Annotated in this window: 19 protein-coding genes; 3 read left to right on the forward strand and 16 right to left on the reverse strand. The window is 41.5% G+C overall.

The window, feature by feature from the left end:
• Positions 1–199 precede the first annotated feature (199 nt).
• The 3 genes from HMPREF9421_RS00510 to HMPREF9421_RS00520 all read right to left on the reverse strand — a co-directional run bounded on the left by HMPREF9421_RS00510 (position 200) and on the right by HMPREF9421_RS00520 (position 3,562).
• On the reverse strand, positions 200–1,126 hold the full coding sequence (locus HMPREF9421_RS00510) for a helix-turn-helix domain-containing protein (protein WP_006595048.1): 927 nt from the start codon (positions 1,124–1,126) through the stop codon (positions 200–202).
• A gap of 211 nt (positions 1,127–1,337) precedes the next feature.
• The gene (locus HMPREF9421_RS00515) at positions 1,338–2,723 is read right to left on the reverse strand and encodes a glycoside hydrolase family 1 protein (RefSeq protein WP_040803165.1); all 1,386 of its coding nucleotides are present in this window, start codon (positions 2,721–2,723) and stop codon (positions 1,338–1,340) included.
• 146 nt (positions 2,724–2,869) lie between these two features.
• Positions 2,870–3,562: a gamma-glutamyl-gamma-aminobutyrate hydrolase family protein gene (locus HMPREF9421_RS00520; RefSeq protein ID WP_006595050.1), complete on the reverse strand. Its 693-nt coding sequence runs from the start codon at positions 3,560–3,562 to the stop codon at positions 2,870–2,872.
• Between the two features lie 167 nt (positions 3,563–3,729).
• Between HMPREF9421_RS00520 and HMPREF9421_RS00525 the strand changes: the two genes are divergently transcribed.
• Both HMPREF9421_RS00525 and HMPREF9421_RS00530 read left to right on the forward strand, forming a co-directional pair.
• Positions 3,730–3,918 (forward strand): class IIb bacteriocin, lactobin A/cerein 7B family, encoded by a 189-nt coding sequence (locus tag HMPREF9421_RS00525; protein ID WP_006595051.1) that lies wholly within the window; start codon positions 3,730–3,732, stop codon positions 3,916–3,918.
• A 214-nt stretch (positions 3,919–4,132) separates the two neighbouring features.
• Complete coding sequence (locus tag HMPREF9421_RS00530; RefSeq protein WP_006595052.1) at positions 4,133–4,291, forward strand: class IIb bacteriocin, lactobin A/cerein 7B family; 159 nt, start codon at positions 4,133–4,135, stop codon at positions 4,289–4,291.
• A 43-nt stretch (positions 4,292–4,334) separates the two neighbouring features.
• Here HMPREF9421_RS00530 and leuS read toward each other — a convergent pair whose 3' ends face one another.
• From leuS to HMPREF9421_RS00585, 12 genes are all read right to left on the reverse strand, one after another.
• Complete coding sequence (gene leuS / locus HMPREF9421_RS00535; protein WP_006595053.1) at positions 4,335–6,836, reverse strand: leucine--tRNA ligase; 2,502 nt, start codon at positions 6,834–6,836, stop codon at positions 4,335–4,337.
• Between the two features lie 201 nt (positions 6,837–7,037).
• Entirely contained in the window at positions 7,038–9,020 is a 1,983-nt protein-coding gene (locus HMPREF9421_RS00540; RefSeq protein ID WP_006595054.1) for a peptide ABC transporter substrate-binding protein, read from the reverse strand.
• A gap of 187 nt (positions 9,021–9,207) precedes the next feature.
• Positions 9,208–9,882, reverse strand: a complete 675-nt coding sequence (locus HMPREF9421_RS00545; RefSeq protein WP_006595055.1) for a CPBP family intramembrane glutamic endopeptidase — start codon at positions 9,880–9,882, stop codon at positions 9,208–9,210.
• A 94-nt stretch (positions 9,883–9,976) separates the two neighbouring features.
• Positions 9,977–10,117 carry a bacteriocin gene (locus tag HMPREF9421_RS10175; protein WP_006595056.1) on the reverse strand — a complete coding sequence of 47 codons (141 nt, stop codon included), beginning with the start codon at positions 10,115–10,117 and terminating at the stop codon, positions 9,977–9,979.
• Between the two features lie 211 nt (positions 10,118–10,328).
• Positions 10,329–11,420, reverse strand: a complete 1,092-nt coding sequence (locus HMPREF9421_RS00550) for a glycerol dehydrogenase (protein WP_006596970.1) — start codon at positions 11,418–11,420, stop codon at positions 10,329–10,331.
• 14 nt (positions 11,421–11,434) lie between these two features.
• Complete coding sequence (locus HMPREF9421_RS00555; RefSeq protein ID WP_006595058.1) at positions 11,435–12,103, reverse strand: fructose-6-phosphate aldolase; 669 nt, start codon at positions 12,101–12,103, stop codon at positions 11,435–11,437.
• Positions 12,104–12,118: 15 nt separating this feature from the next.
• Positions 12,119–14,557 (reverse strand): glycyl radical protein, encoded by a 2,439-nt coding sequence (locus HMPREF9421_RS00560; protein ID WP_006595059.1) that lies wholly within the window; start codon positions 14,555–14,557, stop codon positions 12,119–12,121.
• A gap of 141 nt (positions 14,558–14,698) precedes the next feature.
• Entirely contained in the window at positions 14,699–16,000 is a 1,302-nt protein-coding gene (locus HMPREF9421_RS00565) for a PTS sugar transporter subunit IIC (RefSeq protein WP_006595060.1), read from the reverse strand.
• Positions 16,001–16,011: 11 nt separating this feature from the next.
• A complete protein-coding gene (locus HMPREF9421_RS00570) occupies positions 16,012–16,323 on the reverse strand; it encodes a PTS sugar transporter subunit IIB (protein ID WP_006595061.1) in 312 nt (103 codons plus the stop codon).
• A 10-nt stretch (positions 16,324–16,333) separates the two neighbouring features.
• Positions 16,334–16,657, reverse strand: a complete 324-nt coding sequence (locus HMPREF9421_RS00575; protein ID WP_006595062.1) for a PTS lactose/cellobiose transporter subunit IIA — start codon at positions 16,655–16,657, stop codon at positions 16,334–16,336.
• A 167-nt stretch (positions 16,658–16,824) separates the two neighbouring features.
• On the reverse strand, positions 16,825–17,796 hold the full coding sequence (locus HMPREF9421_RS00580) for a sugar-binding transcriptional regulator (RefSeq protein ID WP_006595063.1): 972 nt from the start codon (positions 17,794–17,796) through the stop codon (positions 16,825–16,827).
• Positions 17,797–17,810: 14 nt separating this feature from the next.
• Positions 17,811–18,554: a DeoR/GlpR family DNA-binding transcription regulator gene (locus HMPREF9421_RS00585; protein ID WP_006595064.1), complete on the reverse strand. Its 744-nt coding sequence runs from the start codon at positions 18,552–18,554 to the stop codon at positions 17,811–17,813.
• Positions 18,555–18,684: 130 nt separating this feature from the next.
• On the opposite strand from HMPREF9421_RS00585, the gene HMPREF9421_RS00590 reads away from it, so the two are divergent.
• Entirely contained in the window at positions 18,685–19,461 is a 777-nt protein-coding gene (locus tag HMPREF9421_RS00590) for a glycyl-radical enzyme activating protein (protein ID WP_006595065.1), read from the forward strand.
• Positions 19,462–19,722: 261 nt separating this feature from the next.
• Here HMPREF9421_RS00590 and HMPREF9421_RS00595 read toward each other — a convergent pair whose 3' ends face one another.
• On the reverse strand, positions 19,723–21,618 hold the full coding sequence (locus HMPREF9421_RS00595; RefSeq protein ID WP_040802775.1) for a M13 family metallopeptidase: 1,896 nt from the start codon (positions 21,616–21,618) through the stop codon (positions 19,723–19,725).
• Between the last annotated feature and the right edge of the window lie 64 nt (positions 21,619–21,682).

Below are 21,682 nucleotides of genomic sequence, written 5' to 3' on the forward strand. Positions count from 1 at the left end.
TAGTCTTTGGATTGTCGAGCAAGACGCAGTGGTTGAGTGGGCTCTACTACGCTGATTTCATCAGCTTTTACAGCCCTACTCAACTGTGCGGAGGTGGGACGACGAAATCGAATTCTAACGAATTACCGATTTCTGTCCCACTCTCTCAATGTTCCTTTTATATTTTTCAAGAACAACAGACGAAAGGATAAATACTTCTCTATACCTCAGTGTATGTTAGACCTTTTTTTGCAAGGTCCTCTTTCCATTCTTCTTGCATGTTCCTCTTCACTAGATCCTCAGATAATAAGTCCGCCATTAAGCATACTTTTTGATAATCATTTTTTGCTTTTTCTAGATCATCTTCTATAAATAAAGCAACTTTCCAATTTAAAGCATAAACAAAAATATTATCCTGAAAATCATGTCTCTTTGTCATAATATCATTTAAGGCTTTAACAATGTCTGGCAACCTGTCGTATATCCCATAATGGGCTAACACGCCTGCAGCTGAGATGAGCGTATTTTGTAGCATTTCCAACTCTGATAAGGGGAAATAAGCTATCGCAAGTATAATCTTCTCCACTAAGTGTATAAATTCATCTTGATCAAAGACTCCCAAAGCCAAAGAAAGCAAGCGCAATTTGATAATCTCCACATCGTTGAGACTTAACTCTTTTTTCTTCATAGCTTGCTCTAGATACTCATCTAATAAACCTTGATCAAAAGAAGGATTTTTGGATCCAATCATATCAACCGTAGCTTGGGCGACCTGGACAGATAGTTTTTCTTCCTCTGGCAGGTGATCAAAATAATTTTCGTAAATATCTTCAATAATTTCTTCATGCCGATGAAGACGATCTTGATCTCCATAATGGTATAACGTCCGTAATTGATACTTCAGGTTCAGATATTCTGCCGGCAATTCTAAACTAGTTTGATTCGTTAGCGTATCTAGGGAAACACCTAGTTGCTCAGCAATATACTTTGCTGTTGCAATCGTTGGTAAAGACTGACCCTTTTCAATTCGCTGGAGCTGACGTGTCGTTAATAGGTCCTCAATACCACAGATTGCTTGTCTACTTAATCCCTTACTTTCACGTAGAGTTTGTACTTTTTTTCCTAGTTCTGTTTTAAAATCTATCATACAAGCTCCTTTTCTTCTGATTTCATTATAGCACATATTGAAGTTGAAGGCTTTTTAACCTTTTCCAGCACTAAATGAAAAATCGGAAATGAAGAATGCCGTCAGAAACATCTGCATCTGATGGAGTTCCACACTTCCGAAAATAAAACCAGTCAGTCAACTACTGAAATGAACGGGCCTATCGTACTTAGATATCAGAATCCTCAAAAACTTACTCTTCAAATCCATTCTGCTGGCTCAACTCACGGAACCAATGACCGGATTTCTTCAGGCGTCTTTCCTGAGTGGCTAAGTCTAATTCGACAAGGCCGTAGCGGTTTTTATAGCCGTTGAGCCAAGACCAGCAGTCAATAAAGGTCCACATGAGGTAGCCCTTACAGTTGGCCCCTTCTTGTATAGCCCGGTGCAACTCACGCAGGTGGTCTTTGACAAAGTCAATCCGGTAGTCATCTTGGATTTCCCCGTTTTGGCGGAATTTTTCTTCCCCTTCAACTCCCATTCCATTCTCTGTTAGGAGCCACTCGATGTTGCCGTAATTTTCCTTGATATTTTGAGCAATATCATACAAGCCCTGCTCATAGATTTCCCAGCCTCTATGTGGGTTGATCTTTCTTCCTGGCATGACATAGGGTTCGTAGAACTGTTCGACCAACATCGGAGACTCTGGATTTGGCGCATATCGAGGCGCAGAGACCCGCATGGGTTGGTAATAGTTGACCCCTAAGAAGTCGACGGTATGCTCTTTAATCAACTCTAAGTCACTTGGGTCTACCTCTGGTAAAAGATTTCGCTCCCGCAGAATCTCTACCAACTCTGGTGGGTAAGTCCCAAGAACAGACGGGTCGAGAAATGACTTGGCTTGGAAGAGCTCAGCGATTCGTGCCGCCTTGGCATCTGCTGGATGTTGACTCCGCGGATAGGCTGGCGTCAAGTTCAAGACTACTCCGATACGGTAGTTTGGGGCCACCTCATGGCAGACCTGAACCGCAAGGCTGCTTGCCAACTGGGTGTGGTAGGCGACTTTGACGGCTGCAGCGGCATCCACCTTATGCGGGTAATGGGCATCATAAAAATAGCCAAACTCTACAGGAACAATGGGTTCATTAAAGGTGATCCACTGATCGACTAAGTCCCCATAGGTTTCAAAGCAGAAACGAGCGTAGTCGCGATAGGCGTAGACCGTCTCCTTGTTCTCCCACCCGTCTCCTTGCTCTTGCAAGGCAAAAGGAAGGTCAAAGTGATAGAGATTGACCATCAAGTGAATGCCTTTTTCCTTAATGCGTTCAAATACTTGGCGGTAAAAAGCTACTCCTGCTGGATTGGCTTCTCCACGACCCTCAGGGAAAATCCGAGACCATTGGATAGAAGTCCGAAAGGCAGTGTGCCCGGTCTCGACTAGAAGCTCAATATCTTCTTCCCAATTTTCATAAAAGGTCGAAGTTAAGCCAGGTCCTTCTTGGAAGCGAAAGCGATGAGGCTCTACCTGGTACCAGTAGTCCCAGAGGTTGTCACCCTTGCCATCTCCGGCAAAGCGCCCTTCTGTCTGTGGGCCAGATGTCGATGTCCCCCATAAAAAATCTTTTGGAAAGTTGATCATGTGTTTATCCTCTCTCATTGTCTTCCTCTCTATTATACTCCCTTTCAGTACTCTTCCTAGAGACTATTTTCAGTCGTTTTTACGCAGATTATAGAAAAAACACGCTAGCGATCAGAAGAGCCGATTTCTAACGTGTTTTGTTTCTATCATAGTTGATTGACGACATAATCAAAGAGAGCCTTGTCTCCTTCACTTATTTGATAACGCAGTTCTGGATGCCACTGCACTCCGAGAAAGGCTGTCCCGTGGGATGATTGCACCGCTTCGATGATCTGATCTTCAGGGCTAAGAGCAACTACTTCTAGATGAGGGGCTAAATCCTTGATACTCTGATGGTGGTAGGAATTGATCTGACCAACTTCTCCGAACAGGTCCCGCAAAACGGTCCCTTCAACAGTTTCGATCGTATGACTAGCTTCGCTGGCAGGATTTTCTTGCCAGTGGTGGTCGATATCCTGGTAAAGTGTCCCGCCCATAGCTACATTGTAGAGTTGCATGCCTCGACAAACCGTAAAGATGGGCTTCTTAGCAGCTAGCGCTTCCTTGATCAAGGCCAATTCAAAAAGGTCGCGCTCAAGCAAGTAATCGTCACTGACAATCTCCTTCTCTGCTCCATAAAACTGAGGAGAGACATGCTGACCACCTGTGAGAATCAACTTATCAATCAAGGAAATATAGTGCCCAGCCGATGCAGGGTCTCCAATCGGAAGGATCAGAGGGATTCCCCCTGCTTCTTGAACCCCCTGGACAAAGCCTGTCGGTGTATAACTGAGGTACATTCCCTCTTCTTCACGGAAAGGGCGTTGGTTGCCTGTAATCCCAATCACTGGTTTCTTCATCGCTCGTTCTCCAATCTCTTCATAGCTAATATAGTTCCTTATTTTATCACACTCCGAAGGTGACTTTCAACTTTTTTCATGATTTTTCAAATAAGGAGAAGTTTTCTAGAATTTTTACGAATAGTACAGGTGAAGAAACAATTTTCTTTAAAGAAAGGAGAAGATAGATGAACACAATTACTATTCATTCTGATGACATCCTATCAGATCATGAACTAGCCTCTATTCAAGGTGGATTTATCCCAGCTGTAATTGCAGGGGTAGCTACATGGAAAATTGCTACAGTTGCTGTCGGTAGTATCGGACTAGTTTTTGCTGCAGGAGCAGGCCTAAGATATCTAGCCAACCGTCCATAGGTAAGAACGATGAAAAAAAGACGCATATTCCATATCATCACGATATCTACTTTACTTTTTTCTAGAATCTTTTTAGCAGTTCTACAAATCTTACACGACCTTCACTATCTCACACTCCCTTTTGAAACTTACGGAGTGAGTGACTTACTTTCTGGGATTCTTGTTATTTGGATCCTCATCATTGCATATCGGGGAATCAGAAAGGAGAAAAGCAATGAACAATTTACAACTTTTAACAACTGAAGAATTAGAAAACATCCAGGGCGGTGTTGGTCCAGCTGAAATCGTTGCGATTTCAGGAGTTGCAAACTTTTTTGTATCCGTCTTTAATGCAGGATATAAATTCGGAGCTGACTTGGCCCGACGCCATTAATATAAAAAAACAGTTGAAAAAAATTTCAACTGTTTTTTATTGGTTATTTCACAACAATATTTACAAGCTTGTTAGGTACACTAATCACTTTTACGATTTCCTTACCATCAATCTCTGCCTTGACTTTTTCGTCAGCCAGAGCAACTTCTTGCAATTCTTCGCGAGAAAGGTCTTTTGCAACCATGAGTTTGGCGCGGACTTTTCCTTTGATTTGGACGACGATTTCGATTTCGTCTTCAACCAATTTGCTTTCGTCCCATGTTGGCCAAGCTACATAAGAGATAGACTCGCCTGTTGCTGCGACTGTTTGCCAGAGTTCTTCTGCCAAGTGAGGGGCAAATGGGGCAATCAATTGGATAAAGCCTTTGGCGTAATCCACATAGAGTTTGTCTTCCTTGTTGGCAGCATTGACAAAGACCATGAGCTGGGCAATGGCTGTGTTGAATTTCATGGACTCGATTTGCTCTGTGACAGATTTAACAGTTTCGTTATAAACCTTGTCAAGAGCGCCATTGTTTTCTGCAACGATTTCTTTACTTGTGATCAAACGGTAAACACGGTCAAGGAATTTACGGCTTCCTTCCAAGCCTTCTTCAGACCAAGCGATCGAAGCATCAAGTGGTCCCATGAACATTTCATAGACACGAAGGGTATCAGCACCATATTGTTCCACCACATCGTCTGGGTTAACCACGTTCTTGAGGGATTTCGACATCTTGGCTGGCGCTTGTTCCAATTCTTCCCCTGTTTCCACATGGAAGAAGGAACCGTCACGTTTTTCAACCTTGTCAGTCGCCACAAGCGCTCCACGGTGGTCACGGTAGCTAGTTCCCAAGATCATTCCTTGGTTAAAGAGTTTTTGGAACGGTTCTTTGGTTGGAACAACACCAATATCATAGAGGAATTTATGCCAGAAACGAGCGTAAAGCAAGTGAAGCACGGCGTGTTCTGCACCACCCACGTAGATATCGACTGGCAACCATTGTTTGAGGAGATCCTCATCAGCTAATTTCTCTGTGTTATGTGGATCAATGTAACGGAGGTAGTACCAGCTTGAACCAGCCCATTGTGGCATCGTATTGGTCTCGCGACGACCTTTAACACCATCTTCACGAGTCACTTCCAGCCAGTCTGTCAAGTTGGCTAGTGGACTTTCACCAGTACCTGAAGGGCGGATGTCCTTGGTGACTGGCAAGACAAGGGGTAAGTCACTTTCTGGAACGGCTGTTGAAGTCCCATCTTCCCAATGAACGATTGGGATTGGTTCACCCCAGTAACGTTGACGGCTAAAGAGCCAGTCGCGGAGACGGTAGGTAACTTTCTCTTGACCACAGCCTTTTTCTTCCAACCAAGCCACAATTTTAGCAATGGCGTCTTCTTTGTTGAGTCCATCTAGGAAGTCAGAATTGACATGAAGTCCATCTTCTGTGTAAGCAGCTTCAGCTACATTTCCACCTTCCAACACTTCTACGATTGGAAGGCCAAACTGTTTGGCAAATTCCCAGTCACGTTGGTCATGGGCAGGCACAGCCATAACAGCACCTGTTCCGTAACTAGAAAGAACATAGTCGGCAATCCAGATTGGAATTTCTTTGCCGTTTACAGGGTTGATAGCATAAGCACCAGTCCAAACTCCTGTTTTTTCCTTGGCAAGGTCTGTACGAGCCAGATCAGATTTCAAGCTAGCTTGATGTTTGTAGTCAGCTACAGCCTCAGCTTGTTCTGGACTTGTGATGGCATCTACCAAGTCATGTTCAGGAGCTAAGACAGTGAAGGTCGCACCAAAAAGGGTATCTGGACGTGTCGTAAAGACGGTGAATTCCTTGTCAGTCCCTTTCACTTTGAAGGTGATATTGGCACCAGTTGATTTCCCAATCCAGTTGCGTTGCATGTCCTTGATAGACTCTGGCCAGTCCAAATCATCCAAGTCATTGAGCAAGCGTTCTGCATAAGCTGTGATTTTAAGCATCCATTGGCGCATTGGTTTTCGGACAACTGGATAGCCACCACGCTCAGATGTTCCATCAGGAAGGACTTCTTCGTTGGCGATGGCTGTCCCCAATTCTTCCACCCAGTTTACTGGCACTTCCGCTTCATAGGCCAAGCCTTTTTCATAAAGTTTGGTGAAGATCCATTGCGTCCACTTGTAGTAGTTTGGATCTGTAGTATTGACTTCACGGTCCCAGTCGTAAGAGAATCCAAGCGCATTGATTTGGCGTTTGAAGTTGGCAATGTTTTCCGCTGTGAATTCTGCTGGGTCATTCCCTGTATCCATAGCGTATTGCTCCGCAGGCAAACCAAAAGCATCCCAGCCCATTGGGTGAAGGACATTGTAGCCTTGCGCACGTTTGAAACGACTGAGGATATCAGTCGCTGTATAGCCTTCTGGGTGCCCTACGTGCAGACCTGCTCCAGATGGGTAAGGGAACATGTCCAATGCATAAAACTTCGGTTTTGAAGCGTCTGTTCCTGTCTTAAAGGTGTGATGGTCAGCCCAGTGTTTCTGCCACTTAGGCTCGATTTCTTTATGATTGTAAAAACTCATGCTGTCTCTCCAATTTTCGTGATGCTCCTATTATACCATTTTTAGGGGATTTTTAAAGGTTCTATCCACCAAAAAGAGGCTGGGACAAAGTCCTAGCCTCTCAATTGTCTGCGGAGGTGGGACGACGAAATCAAATTCTAACGAATTACCGATTTCTGTCCCACTCTCTTCCCTGTTCAATATACAATCGCTCTTAAACTCCTAGTCTTCTACGTGACTTTCTAGTTCTTTTTGAGCTTTCTTATTGGATTCTTCTTTTTCTTTCTTCCATTGTTCACGCGCTTCATCGTACTCCTTGGTTGTCAAAACTTTGTCTTGCAATTCCAAGTACTTGTAGTTGAAGGTTTGACCCTTGTGTCCTGTCCAAGCAAAGGCAGCTGTGTATGGAACTGTCTTACGAACACCTGGAGAGGCACCATCTGAATGAATCGGGATTAAGAGGGCACTATCAGTCAACCAAGCCTGAGCCTTAGCATATTTTTCATAGCGGTCATTGACATCTTTTGTTTCATTATGTGCATCTTCAATCAATTGATCGTATTCATCAAAACCAGCTTCTTTAGCAGCTGCGTTATTAGTACCAGCATCAAATCCGAAGTAAGAATTTGCATTTTCACCATTCTTAGAGTTTGTGATATCTAGGTAAGAAGATGGATCGGTATAGTCTGGACCCCAACCCAAGTTGTTGTTCAAATCCCAGTCTTGTTGAGAAGCATTTTCAGCAAAGTAGGTCACTCGATTAAGATCGTCCTCAGATACCATATTCAAGTCGATGACGACATTTTCTGCTCCTAGGGTAGATTCTATCGACTGTTTAAAGGATTGAGCTTGCTTGACTCCTTCTGTATAGGTGGATGAAACAGGGAGGTCCAAATGAATCGGGAACTCTACCCCTTGGCCTTGAAGAGCTTCTTTGGCCTTGGCAAACTCTTCCTTGGCCTTGGTTGGATTGTAAAGGGTATCTTTTCCATCTTCGACAGAAACACCTTTCCATTCATCACCATATTCTTCTAAGTTTTTCTCTACAGACTCACCGAAATCTTTGCCATCAATTTGAACAAAGTTTGGAGGAGTGAAGGTGTTGCGGATGACCTTGTCTGCAGATGCTTCCCCATTGGCTTGCGCTACATAGGCCTTGCGGTTGAAGGCAAACATAATGGCTTGACGGAAGTCTTTATTCAAGATTGCTTTCTTGGTTGAGCTCTTTTGAGCATCTGTAGTTTTAGTCGTAATCTCATAAGCTTGACGGTCAATGTTGAAAGACAAGTTATAAGTAGAGGATCCTTGGTCACTGAAGACAATGTCATCTTTGTGTTTCTTCTCTACACTCTTATAGTTAGAGCCATTTGGGAAGACACGGGCAAAGGTATAGTCTCCGTTATCAAATCCACGGATCAAAGATTCTGAATCTTGTCCATCATAATAGGTCAGCTTAACCTTAGAAATTTTTACATTATCAGCATCCCAATAGGTTGGGTTCTTTTCAAGCGTCACAACAGATTTAGAGGTGATAGCTTTAATCAAATAAGGACCACAATAAAGAATACTAGAAGGGTTCGTACCTTGACCGTAGTCATCTCCCTTAGAATCTAAGAATTCTTTATTGACTGGCATCAAAATGCCCATGGTGGTTTTTGAATTCCAGAAACTTTCTGGTTGGTTCAAGGTGTATTGAACCGTATAGTCATCGACAGCTTTGATACCAACTGTTGAGAAGTCTTTGGTTTTCCCTGAGACATAATCATCCAACCCTTTGATAGATTGTTGGACGAGATAGAGGGCCGAAGATTTCTTGTCCGCTGCGTGCTGAAGCCCCGTCACAAAGTCTTGGGCCTTAACTTCTCCGAATTCTTCCCCTTCAGCGGTCACCCATTTAACCCCTTTACGAAGTTTATAGGTATAGGTCAGACCATCTTTTGAAACAGTCCAATCCTTAGCAAGAGATGGGATTAAGTTGCCGTATTTGTCAACTTCTAACAAACCATCCACAGCATTACCTGTAAATTCTGAAGTTGACCGTTTATTAGAGAGTGAATAATCCAAAGTATCCGGATCTTGCGTATATACATAACTAAAGACCTGGTTGTCCGAACTTGAAGATTTCCCTCCTTGTGAGCAGGCTACCAGTGCGCTTACAGACAAAAGCAGAGCGCCGGTGGCTAAGAGTAGCTTCCCTTTTTTCATATGGATCACCTCTGTATAAAATGTTATTCTTCATATTAAATTATAGCACTTTACGGAAAAATGTAAACGCTTAACTGTATAATATTTCAAAAGTTAGAAAAAATAGTTGTTTTGACTGCATGCAAAAAAGCAGTTTTGACTGCTTCTTTGATGATGGATAAAGGCCCCTGCCACTCCTTCCCCTTACTTAAATCCCACTGACCAGGAGGGATAAGAGGGTAAGGAAGCTATTCCAAGAGGCATGCTGAAGGATAGCCCAGTAAATCGATTTGGTATAACGCAAGACCGCACAAAATAGCAGGCCCGGTACCAAGTAGACGATAAAGCTTGGCAAATCCCAGCCATGCTGCCAGACATGCGAGAGGCTGAACAAGGAGGCCGAAACAAGCATATCCAGCTTATACTTCTGATAAGGTGCCAAAGCCGTCATGACCAAATCACGAAAAACTAGCTCTTCCACAATGGGAGCCAGCAAGCAGGCATAGACATAGCGTATCAACACCAAGGCCCAGCCTGACAAATCACTAGATATTTCTGCAAGGGCTATGGAATTCTTAGTGGGCGGAAATACCGCTGCAGAAAACATATCCCATAAAAAGTGAGCAAGAAAAACAAGCACAAACACCGCCAAATAGGAAGCTTTAAAGGTGAATTTCCCGTACAAGTCCCAGCGACGACTCTTTACCAAGAGTGTAACGGCTACCCCCCCAATCAATCCTATCAACAAGAGGAGCAAGCCATAATAAGAATCATCCGATAGGTGGCCCACTAAATCCGTTGGGAGTCCCACGTTAAAAAGCGCAAAATTGATGCAGAGAATTCCAATTGTCGCTAGTTGAAACAATCTGTCTGTCTTACTCATTGCATTTACCCTTTCATTTAATCCTTTCTACCGAGTTCCAATCTGCCTTAAGATCTAACTCTCAGAACACTTCATCCTAGAACTCTATCATGTCTTAAATACGAGCGAGCGGTGGTCGCTTCACAAATCCAGGACGTCCAATCTCAATCTTATCTGACTGACCTTGAACCACATTTGGGCGAGAACCTCCTCCTCCTACAATCTGTGCCAATTCTTTTTGACTACATTCTGTCATTTCATTTCCTCCAATTTGTATTTGTAACGCTACCTCCTGAGTCTATCAAAGATTGGAGCCTTTGCCTTTTCTTTTTTCTATATGGTTGCATTTTTCAGCTATGTGGGTGGAGAATCTCTTAATTCAGAAGTATACATCTCCAAATTAAACGAAAACGAACAACCATCAAAAAAACCATCGCCAACAGGCGATGGTTTCTGTATTTCTTTGATTAGCCTAAGGACTTGACATAAGCATCTACTGCTACAATCGCTTGAGCAATATCAGATGCTTGTACCTTGAATGGCATTTGGTGAATGGTTTCTCCTTCAATGGTTGCTTGTTGGCCAACCTTGAGAAGATCTTCGTAGCTTGCATTTTCAAGATGCATTTCTTTCAGAGTCGTTGGCATGCCAATTTGTTGATAGAAATGAATGTATTTGTTCAATTCTTCTTTTGGACGGTTTTCCAAGAACAATTGAACCAAGGTTCCATAGGCTACTTTTTCACCGTGAGTCAAATGGTGGATATCCCCAGTAAGGGCCGTAAAGCCATTATGGATGGCATGAGCTGCTGCCAAGCCACCACTTTCAAACCCAATCCCACTGAGAAGGGTATTGGCTTCGATGATGTTTTCTAATGCAGGCGTCACCACTTTAGCTTCACAAGCAGCCACGGCTTGGAGACCATCAGCAAATAAGATTTCTTCACAACGTTGCGCAATCGCCACACCAGCTAGAGTTTGGTGTTTGCCTAGCATGGTTTTTCCGTTGGCTTGCATTACCGCACGCGCTTCGACCCAAGTAGCTAGTCCATCTGCGATACCAGAAGCAAGCAAACGTTTTGGTGCTTGAGAGATGACTTTACTATCTACCAAGACCAATTCTGGGTTTTTAGAATAGAAGATATAGCGAGCAAAGGCACCTTCATCCGTATAAATAACAGACAAGGCTGAAACCGGAGCATCTGTAGATGCAATAGTCGGAGCAATGACAACTGGTGATTTTAAAAGATCAGCAATGGCTTTTGCACTGTCGATGGTCTTTCCTCCACCAAGTCCGATGACTAAGTCACAGCCATTTTCTTCTGCCAGACTGACCACACGATTGATTTCATTATCAGAAGCTTCACCGTTGAAGAACACTGGCAAGACTGTAAAGCCATACCGAAGGAGATACTTTTCAAAACGTTCCCCTACGATATCATAGACTACTGAATCACAGAGTAAAACGGGATGACTCCCCAGTTCTAAAATAGGTTTTGCATTTTCAAATAAAGCATTTTCACCTTGAATGTAACGGGATGGGCTGGCAAAATTTCTCATACACTCCTCCTTTATCAAATTGTATTCTTATGATGAACAGCTGACCAATCTGCCTCGAAGTCATCTACTGCTTTTGGAATAGAAGGCATTCCAAAAGCTGCTTCAAAGACATCTGCCCCTGCCGTAATTGCTTGTGTTCCTTCTTTAAATGCTCGATTAACTTGAGCCACATTTTTAAAGGAAGCTGCTAGAATTTTGCTTGATGAATGATTACGCTCTATGGCACTCGCTAACTGAGAAATAACCTGAGCTGAATCAATGTTTAAGTTTTCCATACGATTGTAATAAGGTGCTAAATAGTCGGCTCCTGCTTCAATAGCTAACAGTCCTTGAAAAACAGTATAGATTGCTGTTGCAGTAATTTTGTAACCCTCTGCTTTTAACACTTTAATTGCAGCAAGTCCTTCAGGTGTTACTGGAACTTTAATATAGGTATTTTCATCGCATTGTTCTCGAATTTCGGCCGCATCTTTTAAAATTCCTTCATAATCTTTTGCGACAACTTGAACATGGATGGAAGGAGATCCTCCGATGATTTCCCGCACCTTATGGATACGATCAAAAAAATCAATGTTCCCTTCTTTTTTAGCAATTGTTGGGTTCGAAGTTACCCCAGCAAGGGGTAACACTCGTGCCCATTTTTTTATCTCATCTAAATTTAAAGTATCAAGCATAAATTCCATATACATACCTCTTTACTATAGAGTATGCTCTGTCCGTCCAATAATATCATCTTGTGTTGCTCTTGATAGTACATTGAAGAAGGCTGAGTAGCCAGCAACACGTACAATTAAGTCACGGTGTTTTTCCGGATGTTTTTGAGCATCTAACAACGTTTCTCTAGAAACCACATTGTATTGAATATGGTATCCATGTAGACGATTAAAGAACGTACGGAGTAAAGCAATAAGTTTTAATTTATCTTCTTCTTTGGATAAAGTTTGTGGGTTTACTTTTTGGTTCAGTAAAACACCACCAACAATTTCATCTGTTGGCAATTTAGAGACAGATTTTAGAACAGATGTTGGGCCATGTTGGTCCATATTGTGGGATGGAGAGCATCCTTCTGCAAGTGGAGTCCCGGCATTACGACCGTCCGGAGTGGCTAATGTTCCACGACCTTGTCCTACATTGGCTGAAATAGAAGATGTACCTGAGTAACGAATTCCTCCGATTGGCCCACGTCCATATCGAGTATTTGGATATTTAGCAATTTCATCCACATAAATATCGTATGCTTCTCGAACTAAGCTGTCCGCATAGTCATCATCGTTTCCATACTTCGGTGCATCATGGATAAGCATCTCTTGGATTTCTTTTCCACGTTCGCCCTCGTAATCGGTTTCCAGAGCATGCCATAGCTCTTGTGGCGTTAAGCGTCCTTCTTCGAATACCAGTTTCTTGATTGCTGCAAGTGAATCGGATAAGTTTGCAATACCCACTTGTAAACCAGAAATATAATCGTAGACAGCTCCACCTTCTTTTAGGTGTTTTCCACGTCCAATACAGTCATCTGTCAAAGCTGAACAGAGGATATCTGGCACTTCTCTTTCAAGAGATAGGTCGATAGAGTTTTCTACGATCACACTCATGCGGGTTAAGTGGCGCAAAGTCTTGTCCCAAGCAGTTTGCAATTCATCGAAGCTCTTCATGTCTTTAAAATGACCAAAGCTTGGTGCAAAGCGCTTGCCAGAAGCAGGATCGATTCCGTCATTCATCGTAATGAGCAAAACTTTAGGGAAGTTCATATAACTCATACCTGTACAGCGATATCCCCATTTACCTGGAACAGCTGTTTCTACACAACCAATTGCACTGTAATCATAAGCATCTTCTTCAAGAACACCTTTTGAAATAAAGGATGGAATAATAATCTCATCATTATTGAAAGCAGGCATACCAAATCCGAGCTTCATAACTTCAATACATTCGTTCATGAAGCGGGCATCCAGACCAGCATGATAACGAACAGTTAAGTTTGGTTGAGGAAGGTGAGTTTGAGCAACTGACTTCAACACCAAATAAGACAATGGATTGACGGCATCTTTCTTATCACGTGTTTGACCACCAATCGTAACGTTTTGATAAAGCGGACTACCTGCAGATGAGAAGGTATGTGCTTGACTACGTACTTTGTTAATTGTAATAGTCTTAATCCAAAGGTTAGTCAAGCGTTCAACAATACTCTCTTCAGTTTCCCGTCCACTTTCCAAATCAGCTTTAACGTATGGATACATATATTGGTCAAAACGGCCATATGAAAGTGAGTGTCCATTTGATTCAATCTGAAGAATACATTGGATAAACCAAACAGACTGAACAGCCTCTGCAAATGTACTTGCAGGCTCGTATGGAACTTTTGAGCAAATCTCTGCAATTTCAAGCAATTCCTTCTTACGTTCAGGAGTTGCTGTTTCAGCAAGTTGTTTAGCAAGTTCCACAAATCGTTGAGCATAGGTCTTAACAGCATCAACTACGATAAAGATAGAATCGTAAAAATGGTACTTATCAATGCTAGCTGGATCCGTTAGATCTAGGGCTGCTTTAGCTTGGCGAGCTCTTTCTTCAAAACCTTTCAAGCCATATTGCAATAATTTTTGATAATTGACTGCTAAGTGGGCATCTCCTGAATTCATCTTCCCTTCCATACCGAAGAATCCTGTTTCCATATAGACAGATACTTCTTCAGGTAGAAGAGCGACAGCTCTTGCACGTAAGTTATTATTTTCCCAGAACGGTGCGATACTACGGAGCTGTTCTTTCGTTTCTTCCGTAATATAGAAGACATCACCATCCCGCTTTTCAAAAAGATCCAATTCCTTCAGAACGAACTCTAAAGTATATTCTGGGAAAATCGGAGCATCTTTATTAGAGGATGCTTGGTTTCCAGCAATCATGGATTCATCCTCAATGTAGATTGTCATATTTTCAAGAATCTCTTTCAACATATAGGCACGTTTAAGAACATTTGGTTGTTCCTTATAACGATCATATGCCTTAGTTGCAAGAACAGCACGTTCAGCATCGATGTAAGGCTTCTTATTTAAGACATCTTCACGATACTTATTCATGCGTTCAGTGAGGCTTCCAAAATATTCTGTTTTAATGCTTGTACTTGCTACTTCTACTTGTTTCATTTTTTCAAAACCTTTCTTTTGAAATTATTTTGTTTTCTTTCGTAACTATAGTAGCATTAAATTTTACGAATTTCAATGAATTATGAATTATACATATAAATTCTATTCTAGTCGCACATCTGTGCATACATGATAAACGCACTATTTTTCAGCTTGTAATTCATTGTTATAGGCAAGATTATCTTGGAATTTGAAGAATGGGAAATATACGACAGTCGAGGTCGCAAGAACTAGCACTTGAACGAAAGCACCTTGCCAACCTCCAACCATAAATCCAGAAATAATGGCTGGTGTACTCCAAGGAAGAGTCACACCTGAGAATGGATGCATAAATCCAATAGCAATTGATGCATAAACAATTATTGCAGCCAAAATTGGAACCAAAATAAATGGAAGGAACATAACTGGGTTCATTACGATCGGAAATCCAAATACGACGGGTTCATTGACATTAAAGATTGCAGGAAATGCTGCAACTTTCCCCAAAGCTTTATACTGTTTTGACTTAGCAGCAAATAGCATGGCAACAACCAACCCAAAGGTTATACCTGATCCAGACAAAATAAGGAAGCTATCTAAGAATTGTTGAGTTACAATGTGGGCACCATTTTCAACGGATAGCTTCCCAGCTGCCAACATTGATTTATTGGCATCTAGGTTAGAAAGTAGCAAGGCTGTTACTACACCGTTGACAACTGATTGGCCATGAACACCAAACCACCACAAGAATGAAATAAAGAAAGCAATCCCAATCGCTCCGTAAAGTGATCCTGTTAGACCTTGAAGAGGAACCTGAATGACATCATAAATCATTTCAATGAAGGTACCGCCGTTTGTCACTACTTTTGATACGATATAGACAATCATTGATAGTAAGAAAATCACGAAAGCAGGAATCATCGCTTCAAATTGTTTGGCAATGGCTTGAGGTACTTGTTCTGGCATTTTTATAACAATGTGTCTTTGGATAAACACAGTATAAATTGCACCAACTACCAGACCAATAATAATGGCCCCGATAATCCCTTGACCACCAAACCATACTTTTGAAATGGCATCGCCAATCGGTTCTCCCTTAGCTGGTACATAAGAAGATTTTAACAAGATAAAGAATGAAGACAGGGACAAAACTCCCGCTGGCAAGGGTTCTACTCCACTGTTTTTAGCATAAGAATACCCAATGGAGAAGCAAGAAATTAAGCCCATGATGGCGAATGTTCCTGAATAAACTTGCATAAATGGCTCTGTCCATGTATCGCCAAATACACTAGCAATAGCCTGATTAAGGCCTTCAAATGGTAATTGTCCAATAATCAGAAACAAACTACCAACTACCGTTAATGGAAGGATCGCTAACATCCCATCTTTAAGAGCAATAATTCCTTTCATGTTTACAAAACGCATGATTGGAGCGATAATTTTCTGAGAATTAAAATTAGACATGGGAAGCCTCCTTATTTTTCTCCTAGCAATTCTAGAGCTAGATTTAGTACCTTCTTACCATCTAACATCCCATAATCCGCCATAGGAATGACAGCAATAGGGATATGGTTTGCCTCACAAATCGCTTTTGATTTATCCAAAGTATAAGCTACTTGAGGCCCTAACAAAGCGACATCTATTTCTGGGGCAAAATCTGCTAATTTCGCTTGAGAATATGCCTCAATTTCAGCATCAATACCTAATTCCTGAGCCGCTACCTTCATATTATTTACCAACATTCCTGTTGAAAATCCTGCCGCACAAAACAATCCAATTTTCATCATCTTTTCCTCCTTATTGTTTCGCTGAAAGTTCTTTTCGTAAGTCAATCATTTCTTTAATCAAGTTAATCTCTGTGATTGAAGTCATTAAGTGATCTTGTGAGTGCACAAACAAAGCTGTAATCTCTGTCTTTGTCCCACTTGCTTCCTGGGCTAAAAATTGGGTTTGCAAGTTATGCGCTTCTAGCAATGCTGCATCTGCTTTTGCAATTTCGCCTTCAGAAGATGTAAAATCACCTTCCTTAGCATATGATAAAGCTTGGTAAACATGCTGTTTAGCATCACCCGCATTTAAAATTAAGCCCATAATAATTTGGTCTGCAACAATTATTTCCATGTGCACTACACTCCTTTGTCAATCTAATGAAAGCGCTTTTTCTATTGTCAATATACCATTTATATTTTTGCCGGTCAATAAAAAACTACAACATTTGATTATTGTTTTTAGTTTTTGCACATTTGTGCTATTTAACTCAAAAAAATAAGGACTGCATCCTCGCTGTCCTATTTTTTAGTAAATTGCTGATCACCATCTAATTCTAAAACTTTTAAGATCGTCGCTTCATCTGTGACTAAATGATTGATATAGTTGGCTTTCAAAACCGATAAAATTGCTTTTGCTTTTTGATCACCGTAGGCTAACGAGATGGTATTCGGAACCTTTCTCAATTCCTCCAATGTGATAGATATTGTTCTTTCCTGTAATTCAGGATAAACGGGGACACCTTCTTGATCAAAGAAACGACAGCATACTTCTCCTACAGCATGTTCTGACTCCAATTTCCTAAAATCATTTGATGTCAGCATATCAAACCACTGAGGATTCTTGCTATCTGCATAGCCACCAATCCCCACAGCCGCAACATCCAAACAACGCCAACTAGCTTTCAAATCCTCAAAATACTTAGAAGATAAGATACCTTCCGTCACCTCAGAATTTTCTTGAATGACACTCGCGTTTATAAAATGACATTCCCCATGAAATTTACTCGCCATACTGTAGATCAGCGTATTGACATGGTAGCGAGCATGAATATGACTGGGACCTCCAGCTAGGGGATAAAACTGAACACCATCCAAACGCTTCGTTCCAACTTGTTCTACCATTAATCTGAGAGACTTGCCCCATGAAAATCCGACTGTCATTCCATCTTCAATCAAATTACGCAGCATGACCGCACTTGCTTGAGCCAGTCGCTTTTCAAGGCTTTCTCGAGGCTCATCAACTAGATTCGGTATAATTTCGATAGCTTTTAAGCCATATTTTTGTTTGATATAATTTTCTAAATGGAAGAGGCGAGTATCAAAGTTTTCGATTTCAATTTTTACAACTCCCTCTTTTTTAGCCTCTGCTAGCATTCTGCTGACAGTTGTACGGTAGATTCCAGTTTCTGCTGCGATTTGCGATTGACTTTTGTCTTCAACATAGTATAGATAGGCTAATTTAGCAAGTAACTTTTTCCGTTCATCTTTCAATTGGCTTCTCCTTCTTATACTAAAGTTAAAATCGTTTGTGAATCCTCAAGTTTTTCTTTCGCTTCTTGAGATATATTCTTATCTGTTATGACTCTCGAAACTTGTGAAAGTGCAAATCGTCTGACGGTTCCACATTTCCCAAATTTACTTGAATCTGTCAAGACAACCACTTCCTTAGAAACATCGGACATAGCTTGAACAACTTCACTTCTCATCATATCTTTCCCAGTAAAGCCAAGTTCATCATCATATCCGTCAACCCCTACAAAAGCAAAGGGAACTCTAAACGAGCGGATTAATTCTTTCAAAAGCGGACCTACAGTCACTCTCGATTCTTTTTGAAATTCACCACCAAGTAGGATGATTTTACAAGAATCATATTCCTGAATATAATCTGCAATAAAATAAGAATTTGTCACAATCTTGACATTCTTTTTTGTTTGGCAAATTTCTTCCGCTAGCAAAGCACATGTAGAGCCCGATTCAATCAAAACCGTGTCGTTATCCTTAATTAATTTAGCAGCTTCCTTGGCTATTCTTTTCTTGGTATCATATTGAAAGGACAATCGAACATTGATATCATCTCCACTATTTAAAACAGCATAGCCGTGTTCTCTATGCAATAATCCTTTGGATTCTAGCTTGTCCAAATCCTTTCGAATGGTCACTTTAGAGACTTGTAATTTCTCAGACAAGCTATTAACATCAATCTTTTCAAATTCCGATACTAATTTCAATATTTCATCTAAACGTTGCATTGTTTTTACCTCTTCTCTATTTTAGCAAATTTTCGAGTGAATTCAAAACAAAATAAACTTTCGTTCGTAATTGAATTAGTTTCTTAAATAATGTATAATGGACTTACTAGATTGATAGGAGAGCAAAAATATGGAACAAAATCGTGGCATAATCTTTAATATCCAACACTTTAGTATCCATGATGGCCCTGGCATCCGAACTACTGTATTTCTAAAAGGATGTCCCCTACGTTGTCCATGGTGCTCCAATCCTGAATCCCAGCGTGCAAATCCTGAAAAAATGTTGGATGCTGTTACTAAAAAGGAAACCATCACGGGAGAAGAAAAAACAGTTACAGAAATCATAGATGACGTCTTAAAAGACGTTGACTTCTACGAAGAATCTGGTGGTGGCCTTACCCTGTCTGGTGGAGAAATCTTCGCTCAATTTGAATTTGCCAAAGCAATCTTAAAAGCTGCGAAAGAAGTTGGACTTCATACTGCAATCGAAACGACAGCTTTTGTTGAACATGAGAAATTTGTCGATCTCATTCAGTATGTTGATTTTATTTATACAGACCTTAAACATTACAATACACTTAAACATAAGAAGGTTGTCGGAGTCAACAATCATCTGATTATTAAAAATATTCATTATGCCTTTGCTCAAAACAAAACAATCGTTTTACGTATCCCAGTCATTCCTAATTTCAATGACTCCTTAAACGATGCTGAAGAATTTGCTTCACTTTTTAATTCTCTCGATATCGATGAAGTACAACTTCTCCCATTTCACCAGTTTGGAGAAAACAAATACAAGCTTTTAGGACGTCGCTATGAAATGGAAGGAATAAAAGCCCTGCATCCAGAAGATTTATATGACTACCAGCAAGTTTTTTTAGATCATGACATTCACTGTTATTTCTAATCTACTCAAAAATCCCCAAAGCTAGTTTCAGTAGATTGAAACTTGGCTTTGGGGATTTTTAGTTTCTTTTACGAGCGTTAGTAAAATCAATAAACCACTCAACTGAAGTCGAGACTACTTACTTTGATCAACGAAACGAGTATCGCGAAATTGAACTCGCCCTAAAAGCGTCGAGAAAAAGAGAGATTGCCTGGTGGGCATGGCCCACATGGTCAATCTCCTATTTTCTTCTCGCTTTTTTTACGGGCTTAGTATCTTAATTTACCAAATAATCACACGGTCTTCTGGTGCACGCCACATGCCGTCACCTTCTTTGACATCAAAGGTTTCAAAGAATTCATCAAAGTTTGGTAATTGAACATTGGTACGGAGTTTTCCTGGTGCGTGGACATCAACACTTGCAAGGAGTTGCATGTACTCAGTCCGGGCTTTCATGCGCCAGATGCGAGCAAAGTTGGTGAAGAATTCTTCTGCTGAGAAATCTTCCTCTTTCTTAGCCGCTTCAAGGGCTGTAGCGATCCCTCCGAGGTCTGCCACGTTTTCAGAAACGGTCAATTTCCCGTTAATCTTGGCACCGTATGAGTCTTGACCTTCGAACTGATCGATGACCTTTTGGGTCCGAGCGGTAAAGGCTTCGTAATCTTCTGGTTTCCACCAGTCTTTCAAGCTACCGTGCTCGTCAAAGGAAGCTCCATTGGTGTCAAAGGCGTGGGAGATTTCATGGGCAATGACTGCACCGATTCCGCCGTAGTTGGCTGATGATGATTGGTGAAGGTCATAGAAAGGTGCTTGGAGAATCGCTGCTGGGAAGACGATTTGGTTTTGTTGCGGATCATAGTAAGCATTGACCAGATGGGCTGGCATGTGCCATTCGCTCCGATCAACCGGTTGGTTCCACTTGCTCCAAGTATGGGCAATGGAAATTTCGTAAAGGGCTTGAGCATTTTCAACCAAGGTCTTGCTTTCGTCGATGATCTTTTTGGCGTATGTTTCTGGTAATTTTTCAGGGTAGCCGATATGTGGTGTGATGACATTGAGTTTGACAATGGCTTTTTCACGAGTTTCAGGAGCGAGCCAGTCTGCTTTTTCTAAGCGCTCCTTATAGACGTCAATCATGGTCGCTACTTTATGCTCTACGTCTGCTTTTGCTTCTGGTGAGAATTTTTCTCCCGCATACCAGAGTCCAAGTGCTTGGCTATAAGGTCCTTCTGCCAAGGCCAGAGCTGCTTTTTCTTTTGGACGAGGTTCTGGAATCCCTGTAATGGTCCGTCCATATTCACCAGACAAGACACGGATTTCTTCCGTCAAGAAAGACGTCCAATCTAAAGCTGCACCAAGTTTCAATTTGGCATGAATGGTTTCCCAGTTGGCTGCCGAGTAGTATTTTGGTGCGAATTCCTTCCAGAAACGCTCTTCTGGCACGATGATTTTATCTGGTGTTTGTCCGATCACTTCAGTAAAGAAGGTATCGAGTGGCAATTCTGGGACCAAGGCCTTGAAATCTGCCCACTCATAAGGATGGTAGAGTTTGTTGTACTCGGATCTTTCTTCGTTTGATAAGACATATTTGGCTAATTCTGCATCCGCCGCAATCACTTTATCCAGGATATCTTTGATTTCTTCCTCTGAGAAATCAAATTTTGGCAAGAGTTTTTCCATCATTTGGCGCCAGATAGCCAGCAATTCTTGTCCTTTTTCGTTGCCTTCTTCATAGTAGGTCGTATCTGGCAAGATGAGAGCAAGGGACTCTCCCCACAAGACATTCATTTGGGCATTCTTAAAGTCTGGTGACACGCTAAATGGCAAGAGATTTGGTTTGCCAGCTAGTTCATAGGTGCCCAACTTGCTGGTATAGTCTTCAAAAGAAGACAGAGCCTTAATTTCATTGATCAAGGGCATGACTGGTGCTACACCAGCTGCTTCTCGCGCATCAAAATCTGCCACCATTTTATGGTATTTGACAAAGTTTTGCAGAATGCTGTCTTCAGGCAGCTCTTCTCCCCGTTGCCATTTTCCAGTGATATCCAACATCAAGTTTTCGATATCTTGGATCAAGTCCATAAAACCACCAGTTGACGGTTTGTCATCAGGAATCACAGCTGTCTCAGCCCATTCCCCATTGACGTAATCATAAAAATCATCTTGTAAACGTACCATGATCTTCTCACTTTCATTCTTTTCTATTAACCTTATCAAAAATAGGTCTATTTTTCAATGATTA

The organism is Streptococcus australis ATCC 700641, assembly GCF_000186465.1.
GTDB lineage: Bacteria > Bacillota > Bacilli > Lactobacillales > Streptococcaceae > Streptococcus > Streptococcus australis.